Origin of the sequence: Alkalilacustris brevis, assembly GCF_003350345.1 — a bacterium.
GTDB classification, from domain to species: domain Bacteria; phylum Pseudomonadota; class Alphaproteobacteria; order Rhodobacterales; family Rhodobacteraceae; genus Alkalilacustris; species Alkalilacustris brevis.
Genome location: NZ_QNVJ01000064.1, coordinates 183,833 through 198,426, shown reverse-complemented (window position 1 = coordinate 198,426; position 14,594 = coordinate 183,833). Strand labels below are relative to the sequence as shown.

Annotated in this window: 17 protein-coding genes; 15 read left to right on the top strand and 2 right to left on the bottom strand. The window is 64.5% G+C overall.

Annotation, left to right across the window (positions count from 1 at the left end; translation table 11 throughout):
* Positions 1-80 precede the first annotated feature (80 nt).
* Positions 81-851: a hydroxyacylglutathione hydrolase gene (gene gloB, locus DQ229_RS10460; RefSeq protein WP_114966199.1), complete on the bottom strand. Its 771-nt coding sequence runs from the start codon at positions 849-851 to the stop codon at positions 81-83.
* A 61-nt stretch (positions 852-912) separates the two neighbouring features.
* On the opposite strand from gloB, the gene DQ229_RS10455 reads away from it, so the two are divergent.
* The 15 genes from DQ229_RS10455 to rpmE all read left to right on the top strand — a co-directional run bounded on the left by DQ229_RS10455 (position 913) and on the right by rpmE (position 12,843).
* Positions 913-1,659, top strand: coding sequence for a class I SAM-dependent methyltransferase (locus tag DQ229_RS10455; RefSeq protein ID WP_114966198.1), 747 nt, complete (start codon positions 913-915; stop codon positions 1,657-1,659).
* 284 nt (positions 1,660-1,943) lie between these two features.
* Positions 1,944-2,504: a F0F1 ATP synthase subunit delta gene (locus tag DQ229_RS10450; protein ID WP_114966332.1), complete on the top strand. Its 561-nt coding sequence runs from the start codon at positions 1,944-1,946 to the stop codon at positions 2,502-2,504.
* Positions 2,504-4,042, top strand: coding sequence for a F0F1 ATP synthase subunit alpha (atpA, locus tag DQ229_RS10445; RefSeq protein WP_114966197.1), 1,539 nt, complete (start codon positions 2,504-2,506; stop codon positions 4,040-4,042). Before DQ229_RS10450 ends, atpA begins: the two co-directional genes overlap by 1 nt.
* 23 nt (positions 4,043-4,065) lie before the next feature.
* The gene (locus tag DQ229_RS10440) at positions 4,066-4,935 is read left to right on the top strand and encodes a F0F1 ATP synthase subunit gamma (RefSeq protein WP_114966196.1); all 870 of its coding nucleotides are present in this window, start codon (positions 4,066-4,068) and stop codon (positions 4,933-4,935) included.
* Positions 4,936-4,953: 18 nt separating this feature from the next.
* The gene (atpD, locus tag DQ229_RS10435) at positions 4,954-6,384 is read left to right on the top strand and encodes a F0F1 ATP synthase subunit beta (RefSeq protein WP_114966195.1); all 1,431 of its coding nucleotides are present in this window, start codon (positions 4,954-4,956) and stop codon (positions 6,382-6,384) included.
* 9 nt (positions 6,385-6,393) lie between these two features.
* On the top strand, positions 6,394-6,792 hold the full coding sequence (locus DQ229_RS10430; RefSeq protein ID WP_114966194.1) for a F0F1 ATP synthase subunit epsilon: 399 nt from the start codon (positions 6,394-6,396) through the stop codon (positions 6,790-6,792).
* A gap of 155 nt (positions 6,793-6,947) precedes the next feature.
* The gene (locus DQ229_RS10425; RefSeq protein ID WP_114966331.1) at positions 6,948-7,295 is read left to right on the top strand and encodes an H-type lectin domain-containing protein; all 348 of its coding nucleotides are present in this window, start codon (positions 6,948-6,950) and stop codon (positions 7,293-7,295) included.
* 250 nt (positions 7,296-7,545) lie between these two features.
* Positions 7,546-9,045, top strand: coding sequence for a signal recognition particle protein (gene ffh / locus DQ229_RS10420; RefSeq protein ID WP_114966330.1), 1,500 nt, complete (start codon positions 7,546-7,548; stop codon positions 9,043-9,045).
* A gap of 58 nt (positions 9,046-9,103) precedes the next feature.
* Positions 9,104-9,400, top strand: a complete 297-nt coding sequence (locus tag DQ229_RS10415; RefSeq protein ID WP_114966193.1) for a chorismate mutase — start codon at positions 9,104-9,106, stop codon at positions 9,398-9,400.
* A 49-nt stretch (positions 9,401-9,449) separates the two neighbouring features.
* Positions 9,450-9,851 (top strand): 30S ribosomal protein S16, encoded by a 402-nt coding sequence (gene rpsP, locus DQ229_RS10410; RefSeq protein ID WP_114966192.1) that lies wholly within the window; start codon positions 9,450-9,452, stop codon positions 9,849-9,851.
* A 92-nt stretch (positions 9,852-9,943) separates the two neighbouring features.
* A complete protein-coding gene (gene rimM / locus DQ229_RS10405) occupies positions 9,944-10,456 on the top strand; it encodes a ribosome maturation factor RimM (protein WP_114966329.1) in 513 nt (170 codons plus the stop codon).
* Positions 10,453-11,352, top strand: a complete 900-nt coding sequence (locus DQ229_RS10400; RefSeq protein ID WP_155326493.1) for a hypothetical protein — start codon at positions 10,453-10,455, stop codon at positions 11,350-11,352. Before rimM ends, DQ229_RS10400 begins: the two co-directional genes overlap by 4 nt.
* Entirely contained in the window at positions 11,345-12,175 is an 831-nt protein-coding gene (trmD, locus tag DQ229_RS10395) for a tRNA (guanosine(37)-N1)-methyltransferase TrmD (RefSeq protein WP_114966190.1), read from the top strand. The genes DQ229_RS10400 and trmD overlap by 8 nt, the downstream gene beginning before the upstream one ends.
* 50 nt (positions 12,176-12,225) lie before the next feature.
* Positions 12,226-12,609 carry a 50S ribosomal protein L19 gene (rplS, locus tag DQ229_RS10390; protein ID WP_114966189.1) on the top strand — a complete coding sequence of 128 codons (384 nt, stop codon included), beginning with the start codon at positions 12,226-12,228 and terminating at the stop codon, positions 12,607-12,609.
* Positions 12,610-12,621: 12 nt separating this feature from the next.
* Positions 12,622-12,843, top strand: a complete 222-nt coding sequence (gene rpmE / locus DQ229_RS10385) for a 50S ribosomal protein L31 (protein WP_114966188.1) — start codon at positions 12,622-12,624, stop codon at positions 12,841-12,843.
* A gap of 85 nt (positions 12,844-12,928) precedes the next feature.
* On the opposite strand, the gene DQ229_RS10380 is transcribed toward rpmE, so the two are convergent.
* On the bottom strand, positions 12,929-14,530 hold the full coding sequence (locus tag DQ229_RS10380; RefSeq protein ID WP_162300830.1) for a hypothetical protein: 1,602 nt from the start codon (positions 14,528-14,530) through the stop codon (positions 12,929-12,931).
* Positions 14,531-14,594: the final 64 nt, after the last annotated feature.

The window sequence follows — 14,594 nt, the reverse complement described above, 5'->3', positions numbered from 1 at the left end:
ATTCGCCATGCTTCAAGTCTTTTTTCCGTGAATTTGATAACGCGCACCCCGGCGTGGCATGATTTTCCTGTTCAGCAGGCTCAGAACGCATCCTTGCGCTTGCGGATTTCGGCGAAGACTTCGGTGCTGTCGGACGCCTCCATGTCCAGCGCGCGCTTCACCTCGGGAGTGTTCGCGCGCAGGAACGGGTTGGTGGCCTTTTCTACCGACAATGTGGATGGCACGGTGAACTGGCCCTTGGCGCGCTCGGCCTCGATCTGCGCCTTGCGCGCGACCAGCGCGGGGTTGTCAGGTTCGATGGTGATCGCAAAGGCGGCGTTGGCTTCCGTGTATTCGTGCCCCGAGCAGAGGATCGTGTCGTCGGGCAGTGCGGCCAGCTTCTGCAGGCTTTCCCACATCATCGCAAAGGTGCCCTCGAACACGCGCCCGCAACCGAATGCCATCAGGCTGTCGCCGGTGAAGGCCAGCTGCGAGGCAGGGAAGTGAAAGGCCAGGTGCCCGACCGTGTGGCCGGATACGTCAAGCACCTCGCCCGCCTCGGCACCGATGGTCACGCTGTCGCCTTCGCTTACGGCACGATCCAGCGGGGGCAGGCGATGGGCATCGGCCGCGGCCCCGGTGACGCGCACGCCGGGGTAAAGCTCGCGCAGTTCCTCCACCCCCGCAATGTGGTCGTCATGATGGTGGGTCAGCAGGATATCGTCGAGCCGCCAGTCGCGGGCGTCCAGCTCGGCCTCGATCGGCGCGGCTTCGGGCACATCCACGACAGCGGTTTCACCGGTATCCGGGTCATGCACAATGAAGGCGTAATTATCCTTGCGGCAAGGAACGGTGACGATCTCCAGAGGCATGGCGTTTCCCTTCTTCTGCGGTATGCTTGCGGCAGTGTTGTCCAGACGAAGAGGCTATGCAATGCACCTCGACGTTCTCGACCTGCGGGAATTCTATTACCGCACCGGCCTGGGGCGTGCAGCGCAGCGGGCGCTTCGGGCGCAGATGTTGCAGATATGGCCGCATGCAAAGGGCGAGACCGTGGCCGGCTTCGGCTTCGCGGTGCCGTTGCTCAGGCCGTATCTGGCCGGTGCCCGGCGGGTGATCGCGCTGATGCCCGGCCAGCAGGGGGTGATGCCCTGGCCGGCGGGGATGCCCAATGTTTCGGTCCTGTGCGAGGAAACCCACTGGCCACTAGCCAATGGGACGATTGACCGGCTGGTGATCCTGCACGGGCTGGAAACCTCGGAAAACCATGACGCGCTGCTGGAAGAGGCCGCGAGGGTGGTGTCGGATACCGGGCGCGCGCTTTTCATCCTGCCCAACCGCCGGGGCCTGTGGGCGCGGCGCGATGGAACGCCCTTCGGCTATGGGCGCCCCTATTCACTGGGGCAGATCGAAGGGCTGCTGGCGCGGCATGATTTCGTGCCCGAACGTCACCTTGCCGCGCTTTTCATGCCGCCTTCGGGGCGGCGGTTCTGGCTGCGCAGCGCCGATTGGTGGGAGGGTATCGGCCGGCGGCTTGCAATCTACGGCGCTGGCGGGGTGCTGCTGGTCGAGGCCTCGAAGCGCAATCCGCCGTCGCTGCGGCATGGGGTGCGCAGCCGGGCGCGGCGGCCCCTGCGTGTGCTCGAAGGTTTGCCCGGCGGCGACCCCCGGCCGGCATGACGGGCGGGTGAGTCGCCGCCGCCGGCGTGAATCGTCACCCTGTCCCCCCGCTTTTACGGGGCTTCAAGCCGCAGCGCAGCATTGGCTGCGACAAACTGCCGCGAGCGGTGTGCGAATTTCAGCAAAAGCTTTCACCTTTGCTTGAGCATGAGTGTTGCGGGGTGGGGAAGGCTCTGCTACACCCACGCCGAATTTTGACTGCCCTTGGCCCTTTCCAGGCCGTGCCGCGACATGCGGGTTTCGCAGATGCGGAAGAGGGCGTTCTGGATATCGAAAGGGTGGACGTGTCCGAACCAGCTTCGATCTCGGCCGGTATTGCCGCGCGCTACGCAACGGCCATTTTCGACCTTGCGCGCGAGGAAAAGGCGCTCAAGTCACTTGAATCCGATCTGGACGCCCTTGGTGCGCTTCTTGCCGACAGCGCAGATTTCAGGGCGATGATTACTTCGCCGATCCTGTCGCGCGCGGAGCAGGGGCGTGCGATCGCTGCCATCGCAAAGGCAGCTGGGCTTTCCACGACCATGACCAATGCGCTGGGCCTGATGGCTGGCCGCCGCAGGCTGTTCGTGCTGCCCCAACTGGTGCGGGCCCTGCGCGACCGCATCGCCGAGGAAAAGGGCGAAATTACCGCCGATGTCACCACCGCCAAGGCGCTGACCAAGACCCAGGCCGACAAGCTGGCCAAGGTGCTCAAGGCGCAGACCGGCAAGGAAATCAAACTCAACACCGCTGTTGATGAAAGCCTCATCGGCGGCCTCGTCGTCAAGGTGGGCTCCCGCATGATCGACACGTCGATCCGCTCGCGCCTCGCGGCGCTTCAGAATGCAATGAAAGAGGTCGGATAATGGGTATCCAAGCAGCTGAGATCTCCTCGATCCTCAAGGACCAGATCAAGAGCTTTGGCCAGGAGGTGGAGGTCGCGGAAGTCGGCCTCGTTCTGTCGGTGGGCGATGGTATCGCCCGCGTGCACGGGCTCGACAACGTGCAGGCCGGCGAGATGGTCGAATTCCCCGGCGGGATTCGCGGCATGGCGCTGAACCTCGAGGTCGACAATGTCGGCATCGTGATCTTCGGCGACGACCGCACCATCAAGGAAGGCGACACCGTCAAGCGCACCAACTCGATCGTGGACGTGCCGGTGGGTGACGCCTTGTTGGGCCGGGTTGTGGATGGCCTGGGCAACCCGATCGACGGCAAGGGAGAGATCAAAGCCGCCGAGCGCCGCGTCGCCGACGTGAAGGCGCCGGGCATCATCCCGCGCAAATCGGTGCACGAGCCAATGGCGACGGGCCTGAAATCGGTCGACGCCATGATCCCGATCGGTCGCGGCCAGCGCGAGCTGATCATCGGCGACCGTCAGACCGGCAAGACCGCCGTGGCGCTCGACACGATCCTCAACCAGAAAAGCTATAACGACGCCGCCGGCGACGACGAGTCGAAAAAGCTCTATTGCATCTACGTCGCCATCGGGCAGAAGCGCTCGACCGTGGCGCAGCTGGTCAAGAAGCTCGAGGAAACCGGCGCCATCGAATACACCACCGTGGTGGCCGCGACCGCCTCGGACCCCGCACCGCTGCAGTATCTGGCGCCCTACACTGCCACCTCGATGGCGGAATACTATCGTGATAACGGCCGCCATGCGCTGATCATCTATGATGACCTGTCGAAGCAGGCCGTGGCCTACCGCCAGATGTCGCTGCTTCTGCGCCGTCCGCCGGGGCGCGAAGCCTACCCGGGCGACGTGTTCTACCTGCACTCGCGCCTGCTGGAACGTTCGGCCAAGATGAACGAGGACAACGGCGCCGGCTCGCTGACCGCGCTGCCGATCATCGAAACCCAGGCCGGTGACGTTTCGGCCTATATCCCGACCAACGTGATTTCGATCACCGATGGGCAGATATTCCTTGAAACCGAACTGTTCTACCAGGGCATCCGCCCGGCCGTGAATACCGGCCTTTCGGTCAGCCGCGTGGGCTCGTCGGCGCAGACCAAGGCGATGAAATCGGTCGCCGGCCCGGTCAAGCTGGAATTGGCGCAGTATCGCGAGATGGCGGCCTTCGCGCAGTTCGGCTCGGATCTCGATGCTGCGACCCAGCGGCTTCTGAACCGCGGCGCGCGCCTGACCGAGTTGATGAAGCAGGGCCAGTATTCACCGCTGACCAATGCCGAGATCGTCTGCGTGATCTTCGCCGGCACCCAGGGGTATCTGGACAAGGTTGCGGTGGGTGATGTGGTGCGATTCGAGGCGGCGATGCTCAAGCATCTGCGTTCGAACCACCCGGACCTTCTGAAGGACATCACCGAGAACGACCGCAAGGTGTCGGGCGATCTCGAAGAGAAGATCCGCGCAGCGCTGGACGAGTTCGCGAAAGACTTCGCCTGAGGGCGGGGTAGAAGGAGCGGGGAATGCCCAGTCTCAAGGATCTCAAGAACCGGATCGCAAGCGTCAAGTCGACGCAGAAGATCACCAAGGCCATGCAGATGGTCGCGGCGGCCAAGCTTCGCCGTGCCCAGGAAGCCGCGCAAGATGCCCGCCCTTATGCCGAGCGCATGGAGGCGGTGATTAACAGCCTGGCGCAGTCGGTTCGTGGCTCGGATAGTGCCCCGCGCCTGCTGGCGGGCACCGGTGACGACAAGGTGCACCTGCTGGTCGTGATGACCTCCGAGCGCGGCCTGTGCGGCGGCTTCAATTCGTCGATCGTCAAGTTGGCGCGGGTGCGTGCCAATGAGCTGCTTGCCGCCGGGCGCACCGTTAAGATCCTCACCGTCGGCAGGAAGGGGCGCGAACAGCTGCGCCGCGATCTGGGCGATCATCTGATCGGCCATGTCGATCTGAGCGAGGTCAAGCGCGTGGGCTATAACGATGCCAAAAGCATCGCCGACGATCTGCTCGGGCGATTCGAGGGCGGTGAGTTCGATATTGCGACGATCTTCTACAGCCGCTTCCAGTCGGTGATCGCGCAGGTGCCGACCGCCCGGCAGGTCATTCCCGCGCAGATCGAGGAAAGCGAAGAGGCCTCGCCGCTTTATGAATACGAGCCCTCTGAGGAGGGTATCCTGGAGGACCTGTTGCCGCGCGGCGTCGCGACGCAGATCTTTGCAGCCCTGCTGGAGAACGCGGCGTCCGAACAGGGCGCACGGATGAGCGCGATGGACAACGCAACCCGCAACGCGGGCGAGATGATCGACAAGCTGACCGTCGTCTACAACCGTTCGCGTCAGGCTGCGATCACCAAGGAACTGATCGAGATCATTTCGGGTGCCGAGGCACTCTGAGGAACCGGAGAAAACGACATGGCAGACACCAAATCCGCAGGACGCGTCACCCAGGTGATCGGCGCCGTGGTCGACGTGCAGTTCGACGGCGAACTGCCGGCCATCCTGAACGCGCTGGAAACCGACAACCACGGCAAGAAGCTGGTTCTGGAAGTCGCCCAGCATCTGGGCGAACACACGGTTCGGGCCATCGCCATGGACGCGACCGAGGGTCTTGTGCGTGGCCAGAAGGTCACCGACAGCGGCAGCCCGATCACCGTGCCGGTGGGCGACGCGACTCTGGGCCGCATCATGAACGTCGTGGGGGAGCCGATCGACGAGAAGGGCGAGGTCAAGACCAAGGAGCGCCGCGCCATTCACCAGTCTGCGCCAAGCTTTGAATCGCAGTCGACCGAGTCCGACATCCTGGTGACGGGCATCAAGGTCATCGACCTGCTTGCACCCTATTCCAAGGGCGGCAAGATCGGCCTCTTTGGCGGCGCCGGCGTGGGCAAGACGGTTCTGATCCAGGAGCTGATCAACAACATCGCCAAGGTGCACTCGGGCTACTCGGTGTTCGCCGGTGTGGGCGAGCGTACCCGTGAAGGCAACGACCTTTACCACGAGTTCATCGAATCGGGCGTCATCGACATCGAGAATCTCGAGAACTCCAAGGTGGCGCTGGTCTACGGCCAGATGAACGAGCCGCCGGGCGCGCGTGCCCGTGTTGCGCTGACCGGCCTCACCGTGGCCGAGCAGTTCCGCGACCAGTCGGGCACCGATGTCCTGTTCTTCGTTGACAACATCTTCCGCTTCACGCAGGCGGGGTCCGAGGTGTCGGCGCTTCTGGGCCGTATTCCTTCGGCGGTGGGCTACCAGCCGACGCTGGCCACCGACATGGGCGCGCTGCAGGAGCGCATCACCTCGACCAAGAGCGGCTCGATCACCTCGGTGCAGGCCATCTATGTGCCCGCCGACGACCTGACCGACCCCGCGCCAGCAACCTCGTTCGCGCACCTCGATGCGACCACCGTGCTCAACCGCGCGATTTCGGAGCTGGGCATCTATCCGGCGGTGGACCCGCTCGACTCGACCTCGCGGATCCTCGACCCGCAGATCGTCGGGCAGGAACATTACGACGTGGCCCGCGCGGTGCAGGGGATCCTTCAGCGCTACAAGTCGCTGCAGGACATCATCGCCATTCTCGGCATGGACGAGCTGTCGGAAGAGGACAAGCTGACCGTGGCGCGCGCCCGGAAAATCCAGCGCTTCCTGTCGCAGCCTTTCGACGTGGCGCAGGTCTTCACCGGCTCGCCCGGTGTGCAGGTGCCGCTTGAAAAGACGATCGCCTCGTTCAAGGCGGTGGTGAATGGCGAATACGATCACCTTCCCGAGGGCGCCTTCTACATGGTCGGCGACATCGAGGAAGCGGTCGCCAAGGCCGAGAAGATGGCCGCCGCTGCGGCATAAGGAGGCGTCATGGCCGACACGATGCAATTCGATCTGGTCTCGCCCGAGCGCAAGCTCGCGTCCCATGCGGCGCGCGAGGTCCAGATCCCCGGCGCTGAGGGCGACCTGACCGCCATGCCCGGCCATGCGCCGTTCATCACGACGCTGCGGCCCGGTGTGCTCAAGGTGTCGGGCCCCGAAGGCGAAGGCGCCTTTGTGGTGACCGGCGGGTTTGCCGAGATCACCGCCGAGGCGGCTTCGGTTCTGGCCGAACATGCGTTCCCGGTGGCCGAGTTCACCACCGCGACGCTTGACGATATGGTCGCCGAGATGCGCACCGCGGTCGAGAATGCCCCCGCCGAGGCCAAGGCCGAAGCAAGCAAGCGCGTGGCCGACATGGAGGCCCTGCGCAGCGTGGTCAGCGCCTGACCAGCGGCAGCGGCCGGACCGCACGATCATGATAATAGCCCCGCCAACGATGGCGGGGCTTTTTCATGCCCGGGTGCCGGCCCGGCCATCCCGCGCCGGGGTTGCGTTAACGGCGTCCCCGCCGCATCCTGATGCTGGCTGAAGAGGGTCTTGCAATGCGGGTTTTCGACGCTCAGGCGCTTGGGGTCGAGCAGGGTGCGGTCATGCTGTTCACCGATTTCCGCGATAATGGCCCGATGTGGGCCGGTTCGGGCGAGCGCGAGGTGCGGCGGCGCGTGGCGTTCTCCCGCCCCTTTTTCGCGCTGCCGTCGGTCAGTGCCCATATCGGCCTGTGGGATACCGACTCGCAAACCAATCTCCGGGCTGACCTGACGGTCGAGAATGTCGCGAAAGACGGCTTCGAACTGGTGTTCCGGACATGGGCCGATACGCGGATCGCCCGGTTGCGTGCAGACTGGATGGCCATCGGCCCGGTGCCGCATCCTGACAACTGGGAAGTCTGAGGCCGCCCGCGCCTGCATTTGTCCGGATTGCCGATGATCTCGGGGCGACGGGGTGCAGCAATGTCTTGACTCTTGCCCTGTATCCACACTAGATCAGCCCGCTATCCGGAAGAGCGGCAGCCTTCCGGTGCCCGTATATGCGGGCATCGCCACCCGTCAGCGAGGTTTCGCCCACGGGTGCGATATGCATTTGGCGCCTGCGCCCGTTCGGGCCGGGCAGGGGATCACGGGCCGTCAAGGAGGGCCGCGCATGTTCGAAAATCTGTCCGAGCGCCTCTCCGGCGTTTTCGAACGGCTCACGAGGCAGGGTGCCCTGTCGGAGGCCGATGTGGCCACTGCCCTGCGCGAGGTGCGCGTCGCGCTGCTGGAGGCTGACGTGTCGCTGCCGGTGGCGCGCGATTTCATCAAGCGCGTGCAGGACAAGGCCACCGGCCAGGCAGTGACGAAATCGGTCACGCCGGGGCAGCAGGTCGTCAAGATCGTCCATGACGAGCTTGTCGCCACCCTGCGCGGCGATGACGACCCCGGTGCACTCAAGATCGACAACCCGCCGGCGCCGATCCTGATGGTGGGGTTGCAGGGCTCGGGCAAGACCACGACGACCGCCAAGCTGGCCAAACGGCTGAAGGATCGCGAGGGCAAGCGGGTGCTCATGGCCTCGCTCGACACCAACCGCCCGGCGGCGATGGAACAGCTTGCGATCCTGGGGGCGCAGGTCGGTGTCGATACCCTGCCTATCGTCAAGGGCGAAACGGCCGTGCAGATCGCCAGGCGTGCCAAGACGCAGGCCAGCCTTGGCGGCTATGACGTCTACATGCTCGACACGGCCGGCCGCCTGCATATCGACGAAGTGCTGATGGACGAGGTCCAGGCTGTGCGCGATGTCGCCAACCCGCGCGAGACGCTGCTGGTCGTTGACGGGCTGACCGGGCAGGACGCTGTCAATGTCGCGTCCGAATTCGATGGCAAGCTGGGCATCACCGGCGTCGTGCTCACCCGGATGGATGGCGACGGGCGCGGCGGTGCGGCGCTGTCGATGCGCGCCGTGACCGGCAAGCCGATCCGCTTTGTTGGCGTCGGCGAAAAGCTGGAGGCGCTGGAAACCTTCGAGCCTGACCGTATTGCCGGCCGGATCCTTGGCATGGGCGACATTGTCGCGCTGGTCGAAAAGGCACAGGAAACCATCGAGGCCGAGCAGGCCCAGCGCATGATGAAGCGCTTCCAGAAAGGTCAGTTCAACATGAACGACCTGCGGATGCAGCTGGAGCAGATGCTCAAGATGGGCGGTATGCAGGGCGTGATGGGCATGATGCCCGGCATGGGAAAGATGCAGAAGCAGGCCGAGGCCGCAGGTTTCGATGACACCATGCTGCGCCGCCAGATCGCGCTGATCCAGTCGATGACCAAGGCCGAGCGCGCCAACCCTGCGCTGTTGCAAGCCAGCCGCAAGAAGCGCATCGCAGCCGGCGCGGGGCTTGAAGTGAGCGAGTTGAACCGCCTGCTCAAGATGCACAGGCAGATGGCCGACATGATGAAGAAGATGGGCAAGAAGGGGATGCTCAAGCAGGCGATGGCGGGCATGCTCGGCAAGGGCGGCGGGATGCCGCAGGATGCCGCCGGCATGGACCCGGCCGCGTTGCAGGCCCAGCTGGGCAAGCTGGGCGGCATGGGCGGGATGCCCCCCGGAGGCGGCGGCCCGGGCGGAATGCGCCTGCCCGGCGGCCTGAGCGGCCTGGGCAAGAAGAAGTGAGCGCCGCCATGATCCGTTTTCGCAGGGTTTTTCCCCTTGTTTCTTGCAGGAGCCGCCGATGACCGATGTCGTTTCCCGCGCACAGGAACTGCTCAAGGACCACCGCGACAGCATCGATCGGCTTGATGCGATCCTGGTCTATACCTTGGCCGAACGGTTCAAGCACACCCAGGCGGTGGGCCGGCTCAAGGCCGAGCACGATCTTCCCCCCTCGGATCAGGCGCGGGAAACCCGCCAGATCGAGCGTCTGGAATGGCTTTCCAAAGAGGCCGATCTCGACCCGGAATTTGCGAAGAAGTTTCTGAACTTCGTGATTTCCGAGGTCATCCGTCACCACGAAAAACTCAAAAGCTGACTGTGTGCCCCCGTGCCGCAGCCTGACCAACCCCAAGGAGACTGAAGACATGGCAACGAAAATCCGGCTCGCCCGTGGCGGCTCGAAAAAACGCCCGCATTACTCCATCGTCGCCTCTGACTCGCGGATGCCGCGCGACGGGCGCTATCTGGAGAAGCTGGGTACCTACAACCCGCTCCTGAGCAAAGACAGCGAAGACCGCATCAGGATGAATGTTGAGCGTGTGCAGTACTGGCTGAGCCAGGGCGCGCAGCCGACCGATCGCGTTTCGCGGATGCTCGAAGCCGCCGGTGTCCTGCCGAAGAAAGAGCGTGCGAATCTCAAGAAGGGCACGCCGGGCAAGAAGGCGCAGGAACGCGTTGCTGCCCGCGCGGAAAAGGCTGCCGCAGCCGAAGCGCCGGCTGAAGAGGCCGCTGCGCCCGCCGAAGAAGCGGCCACCGCCGAGGAGTGAGCGGGCTCGCGGCCGGATATCCGGCTAGCGTGATGTGCGCAGGCCTGTCGTGCCTGCCGCATCGCCGCCTTTCGGAGAGAGCGTAGCACGTGGTGAACCCGAGTGATCGCATCTGTGTCGGCGCCATCGCAGGCGCCTTCGGCGTGCGCGGTGAGGTGCGGCTGAAAAGCTTCTGTGCCGCGCCAGAGGCGATTGCCGATTATGGCCCGCTCTATAGCGAGGACGGCGCGCGCAGCTTCGATGTGGCGCTGCTGCGTGCGGTCAAGGGCGGTTTTGCCGCGCGGCTTTCAGGCGTCTCCGACAAGGAAGCCGCCGATGCCCTGCGAGGCATCCGGCTTTATGCCGATCGTGCGCGCCTGCCCGCGCTGCCGGATGATGAATTCTATCATGCCGACCTTATCGGCCTGGCCGTGCATGACACGGGCGGTGCGCTGCTGGGGCATGTGCGCGCCGTGCTCAACCACGGCGCCGGGGACCTGCTGGAGGTGCATGGCATAGGGCTGAAGGGGCCGGTTCTGGTGCCTTTCACCCGCGAGATCGTGCCAACTGTCGATTTGAAAGCGGGCCGAATCGTCGCCGACCCGCCTGAGGGGTTGTTTGAATGAGCATTGCGCGACGTGTGCGGGCTGTCATGGGGCTGGCGGGGGTGTTTTACTTCGCCATCATCGCGCTGGGGATGGGCAGCGGTTTCAGCACCACCTTGTGGCTGGTGGCGATGCTGCTGTTCTTTCTGTGGCACCTGCTCATGCACGACACCACGCAAAAGGTCAGCTGGTTTGCCGTGATCGGCGTTCATGCGCTGATTTCGGGGCTTTGCCTGCTGATCGGGCATGGCCTGGGTGTTCTGTTCGGCTCGAATTTCGGGCCCGAGGTGCCGCTGGTGATGGCTGTGGTGGCGATGGGCTTTGCGCGCTACCTCAACCCCACGCCCGAGGAAACCGCCGAGCTGCAGCGCATCACGCAGGAATTGCAGGAAGCCAATGACAAGGCCGCCCGCGCCGCCCAGGAGGCCGCGCGCCTTGATGCCGAAGAACTGGAAGGCGTGGTCGAAGCGATCGGCACGCTTCCCGCCGAAGGTGCCGAGGCGCGGCATCTCAACCCGCTCCTGCGTCGGCTCAACAAGTTGGGGCGCCCTGCGGCGGTGCTCAAGCAGCTCGCGGATACCGATGACGCGCATCTTCCCTATGTGCAGGCGCATGTGACCTTCGCCCTCTCGCCCGGCCCGGCCGACGAGACCCTCGGCCGGGAACTCGCACGGGAGGGGATGTTGCGTGCGCTCGACAGCGGTGTGCCTGGCATTGTCGAAGGTGCAATCAAGGCCGCTTATGAACTGCTGGCCAAGGTCCCCCACGCCGCGCCCGACCTGCCCGAGCCCGATGAACTGGATGAGTACGCCGGGAAATTCGAGGCAGACGGCAAGGCCGAGGTCGCCCAGGGGCTGCGCCGCCTGGCCGAATATCTGCGGCGCGATCCGGACGAAGGCGCCGGCGGCGATGGCTGATAAGCCGCGCTCGCACGGGCGGCTTGCCGTCTCGCCCACGCTGAAGCCGCGCGACCTGCTGGCCGAGCCGCCGCGCCTGAAAGGCGCCTGGACGGCCAGGATCGTCACCCTGTTCCCCGAGGCCTTCCCCGGTACGCTGGGGCTGTCGCTGCTGGGCCGCGCGCGCGACGAAGGGCTCTGGGCGCTGGAAACCATCGATCTGCGCCCCTTCGGCGAAGGCCGGCATCGCAATGTCGATGACACGCCCGCAGGCGGCGGCGCGGGTATGGTGATGCGCGCCGATGTGCTGGGCCGCGCGCTCGACATCGCCGCGATCGGCACCCCTGGTGACCGCGCCCGCTGGCCGGTGATCTACCTCAGCCCGCGCGGGCGGCGCTTCGACCAGGCCACGGCCGAGCGGCTGTCGCAGGCCGAAGGGGTCACGCTGTTGTGCGGCCGGTTCGAAGGGGTGGACCAGCGTGTGCTCGATCATTACGCCATCGAGGAGATCAGCCTGGGTGACTTTGTCCTCACCGGCGGCGAGGTGGCCGCGCAGGTCTTGATTGACGCGACTGTCCGGCTTATACCGCGCGTGCTCGGGAATCAGGAGTCGCTGGGCGAGGAGTCATTCTCCGCGGGGCTTCTGGAACACCCGCAATATACGAAACCCGCCGTCTGGAAGGGCCGCGAGATCCCCGAAATTCTCCTTTCGGGCCATCACGCGAAGATCGCCGCCTGGCGCCGGGCCGAGGCCGAAAGGCTGACAAGAGAACGCCGCCCTGACCTCTGGCGGGCTTACTGCGAAACGCGCGGTAGGGACCCGGATGGAGACCAAGAGCTCTGAGGGGGCATCACGTCGCGGAAAGAACCGCGCCATAGCAAAGGAACATCGCGATGAACCTGATCGCGCAGATCGAAGCCGAGCAGATCGCCGAGCTTGGCAAGAACATCCCCGATTTCAAGGCGGGCGATACCATCCGTGTGGGCTACAAGGTGACCGAGGGCACCCGTTCGCGCGTGCAGGCCTTTGAAGGCGTCTGCATTTCGCGCAAGGGCGGCAAGGGCATCGGTGCCAGCTTCACCGTGCGCAAGATATCGTTTGGTGAAGGGGTGGAGCGTGTCTTCCCGCTTTACTCGACCAATATCGACTCGATCGAGGTCGTGCGCCGTGGCCAGGTGCGCCGCGCCAAGCTGTATTATCTGCGTTCGCGCCGGGGCAAGTCGGCCCGGATCGCCGAGAAAACCAACTATCGCCCGCTGGGCGAAGCCAGCGCGTAAGGAGCGGGTCCGATGAAAGCCGAAATCCACCCCGAATATCACACCATCAACGTCAAGATGACGGATGGCACCGTGATCCAGATGCGGTCAACCTGGGGCGCCGAGGGCGATACCCTGACGCTCGATATCGACCCCACTGTTCACCCCGCCTGGACGGGCGGCGGCGCCCGCCTGATGGACACCGGCGGCCGCGTGTCGAAGTTCAAGAACAAGTACGCCGGCCTGGGCTTCTGATCGCCGCCAGGCACAAGTTTTTGCGAAAGGGCGCAGCCAGCGGGCTGCGCCCTTTTTCGTTGGGCTGCCCACGCCTGCGACCGCCTCAGTAAAAGATGAACAAGATCGCGAACACTGTCACGAGAAACAGCGACAGAACCAGCGTCCAGAAGCTTGATACATCCAGCCGGCGCCCCGGCGGCAGGTCGATTTCGGGCACGCCGGCCAGTGTGGGCTTGCGGCGATAGACAGGGGCGTTGCGCGCGGCCATGCTCTCGATCAGGAAGCAAAAGACAAAGACCATCGCCGACAGATAGATCGTTGCAAAGAAATCATGCACCCAGCCGTCGCTGCGCGCGCCCAGCCCAATCACCAGCGAGGCCATGAGGATCGCCCCCAGGGCCACGAAATAGCCGATGCGCAGGTCATGCCTGCGGATGGCGACGGCGCTGCCCAGCTTGGCGGCGGTGTCCTCGGCGCCGTGCTGTGCCAGCATGCGCGCCATCAGGTGATAGGCCCGGCGGTACAGGCTGGGGTGTTCGGCGTGATCCATACGCGTCAGATAATCCTCGCCCTGGGTGCGCAGCGGCTGGGGCAGGGCGGCGATCATTGCGCGCAGCTCGATCATGTGCTGTTGCAGGGTTTCGCGCTGGCGCTGCAGCCAATCCAGCGCAAAGGACAGCAGGATCACGAAAAAGATGCTGAGCACTCCGAGTGCCTCGAAGTAATACGCAAAGCCCGAATTGACGGGTGCCAGAAAACACCATGTGCCGATGGCCAGCAAGGCCACGATCAGCGCCCGGAATGACAGGCTGGTATCCTTGCGGATGGCGCTGATCAGATTGGCGCTGACCACGAAACTGAGGCCCAGCAGTTCTTCGGCCCGCAGGTTGGTCGGCCCGAACAATGCATAAAGCCCAAAGGCGATCGCCGGGGCAAAGAACCACAGATAGGTGTCCGAGGCATTGCGCATCCGCAGCGTCGCATAGGAAAACAGCACCCCCGACGCGATGTTTACTGCCACGACCAGCGCAATCAGCCCGGCATCCCATCCGGTCACTATTGCCGCTAAGGAAACCGGCCTCTCATCGGGCAGGTTCATCAAAAGCAGCGGCAGCGCCAATAGCGTTACCGGCAGATAGTACAGCTGCATCACGAAATAGCCGCCCAGCGGGTTTATGCCATGTTCGTGCTTGAGATACCGGGTGCACCAGGCCTTGAATCCGACTGCCGCGCCCATCATCATAGCCGAGATCAAGGCCATCACGACCCCCAGCCAGTTGTCGCGTACCAGATCGGTCATCGCGCCTTCGGGTTTGAGGGCGAGCCCCACGCCCAACACAGCGACCGCGCCCCAAAACGCCTCTCCCGCGTTCAGTTTGCGCACCTGCCCGGCCAGCAAGGGCGCCAGGATCAGCGCGGTAAACAGCGGCCAGCTTTCCACGATCAGGATCGCAGTTGGCGCGTTGCTCAGTTCGATCGCCAGGGCGAGAAACAGCAAACTGGCCACCAAAGTGATCCCATTTCCAAGGAAGAACACCAACAACCGGGTCGAGCGCATGATCTGCATTACCGCCCTGCGCAGCGGCGCCGACAGGAACACCGGCAACGAGAGCAGGCCTGACAGCAGCGGCAACAGCGTGGGCAGTGTGTTCTTGAGCGCCGGAGAGCCCAACGAGACGATCACAGGGATCGCGGCGTAGAACATGGCTGACAGAAACACAATTTGGATCAATGCCGAACGTTCGACAAACCTGCGCATACACCCGCCT

Coding starts and splice junctions, on each gene's coding strand:
- DQ229_RS10425 (WP_114966331.1), top strand. CDS start 6,948: ATGCGGGTTTTCGACGCTCAGGCGCTTGGGGTCGAGCAGGGTGCGGTC.
- atpD (WP_114966195.1), top strand. CDS start 4,954: ATGGCAGACACCAAATCCGCAGGACGCGTCACCCAGGTGATCGGCGCC.
- DQ229_RS10430 (WP_114966194.1), top strand. CDS start 6,394: ATGGCCGACACGATGCAATTCGATCTGGTCTCGCCCGAGCGCAAGCTC.
- DQ229_RS10455 (WP_114966198.1), top strand. CDS start 913: ATGCACCTCGACGTTCTCGACCTGCGGGAATTCTATTACCGCACCGGC.
- DQ229_RS10415 (WP_114966193.1), top strand. CDS start 9,104: ATGACCGATGTCGTTTCCCGCGCACAGGAACTGCTCAAGGACCACCGC.
- DQ229_RS10380 (WP_162300830.1), bottom strand. CDS start 14,530: ATGTTCTACGCCGCGATCCCTGTGATCGTCTCGTTGGGCTCTCCGGCG.
- rpsP (WP_114966192.1), top strand. CDS start 9,450: ATGGCAACGAAAATCCGGCTCGCCCGTGGCGGCTCGAAAAAACGCCCG.
- atpA (WP_114966197.1), top strand. CDS start 2,504: ATGGGTATCCAAGCAGCTGAGATCTCCTCGATCCTCAAGGACCAGATC.
- DQ229_RS10400 (WP_155326493.1), top strand. CDS start 10,453: ATGAGCATTGCGCGACGTGTGCGGGCTGTCATGGGGCTGGCGGGGGTG.
- rplS (WP_114966189.1), top strand. CDS start 12,226: ATGAACCTGATCGCGCAGATCGAAGCCGAGCAGATCGCCGAGCTTGGC.
- gloB (WP_114966199.1), bottom strand. CDS start 851: ATGCCTCTGGAGATCGTCACCGTTCCTTGCCGCAAGGATAATTACGCC.
- DQ229_RS10440 (WP_114966196.1), top strand. CDS start 4,066: ATGCCCAGTCTCAAGGATCTCAAGAACCGGATCGCAAGCGTCAAGTCG.
- trmD (WP_114966190.1), top strand. CDS start 11,345: ATGGCTGATAAGCCGCGCTCGCACGGGCGGCTTGCCGTCTCGCCCACG.
- rpmE (WP_114966188.1), top strand. CDS start 12,622: ATGAAAGCCGAAATCCACCCCGAATATCACACCATCAACGTCAAGATG.
- ffh (WP_114966330.1), top strand. CDS start 7,546: ATGTTCGAAAATCTGTCCGAGCGCCTCTCCGGCGTTTTCGAACGGCTC.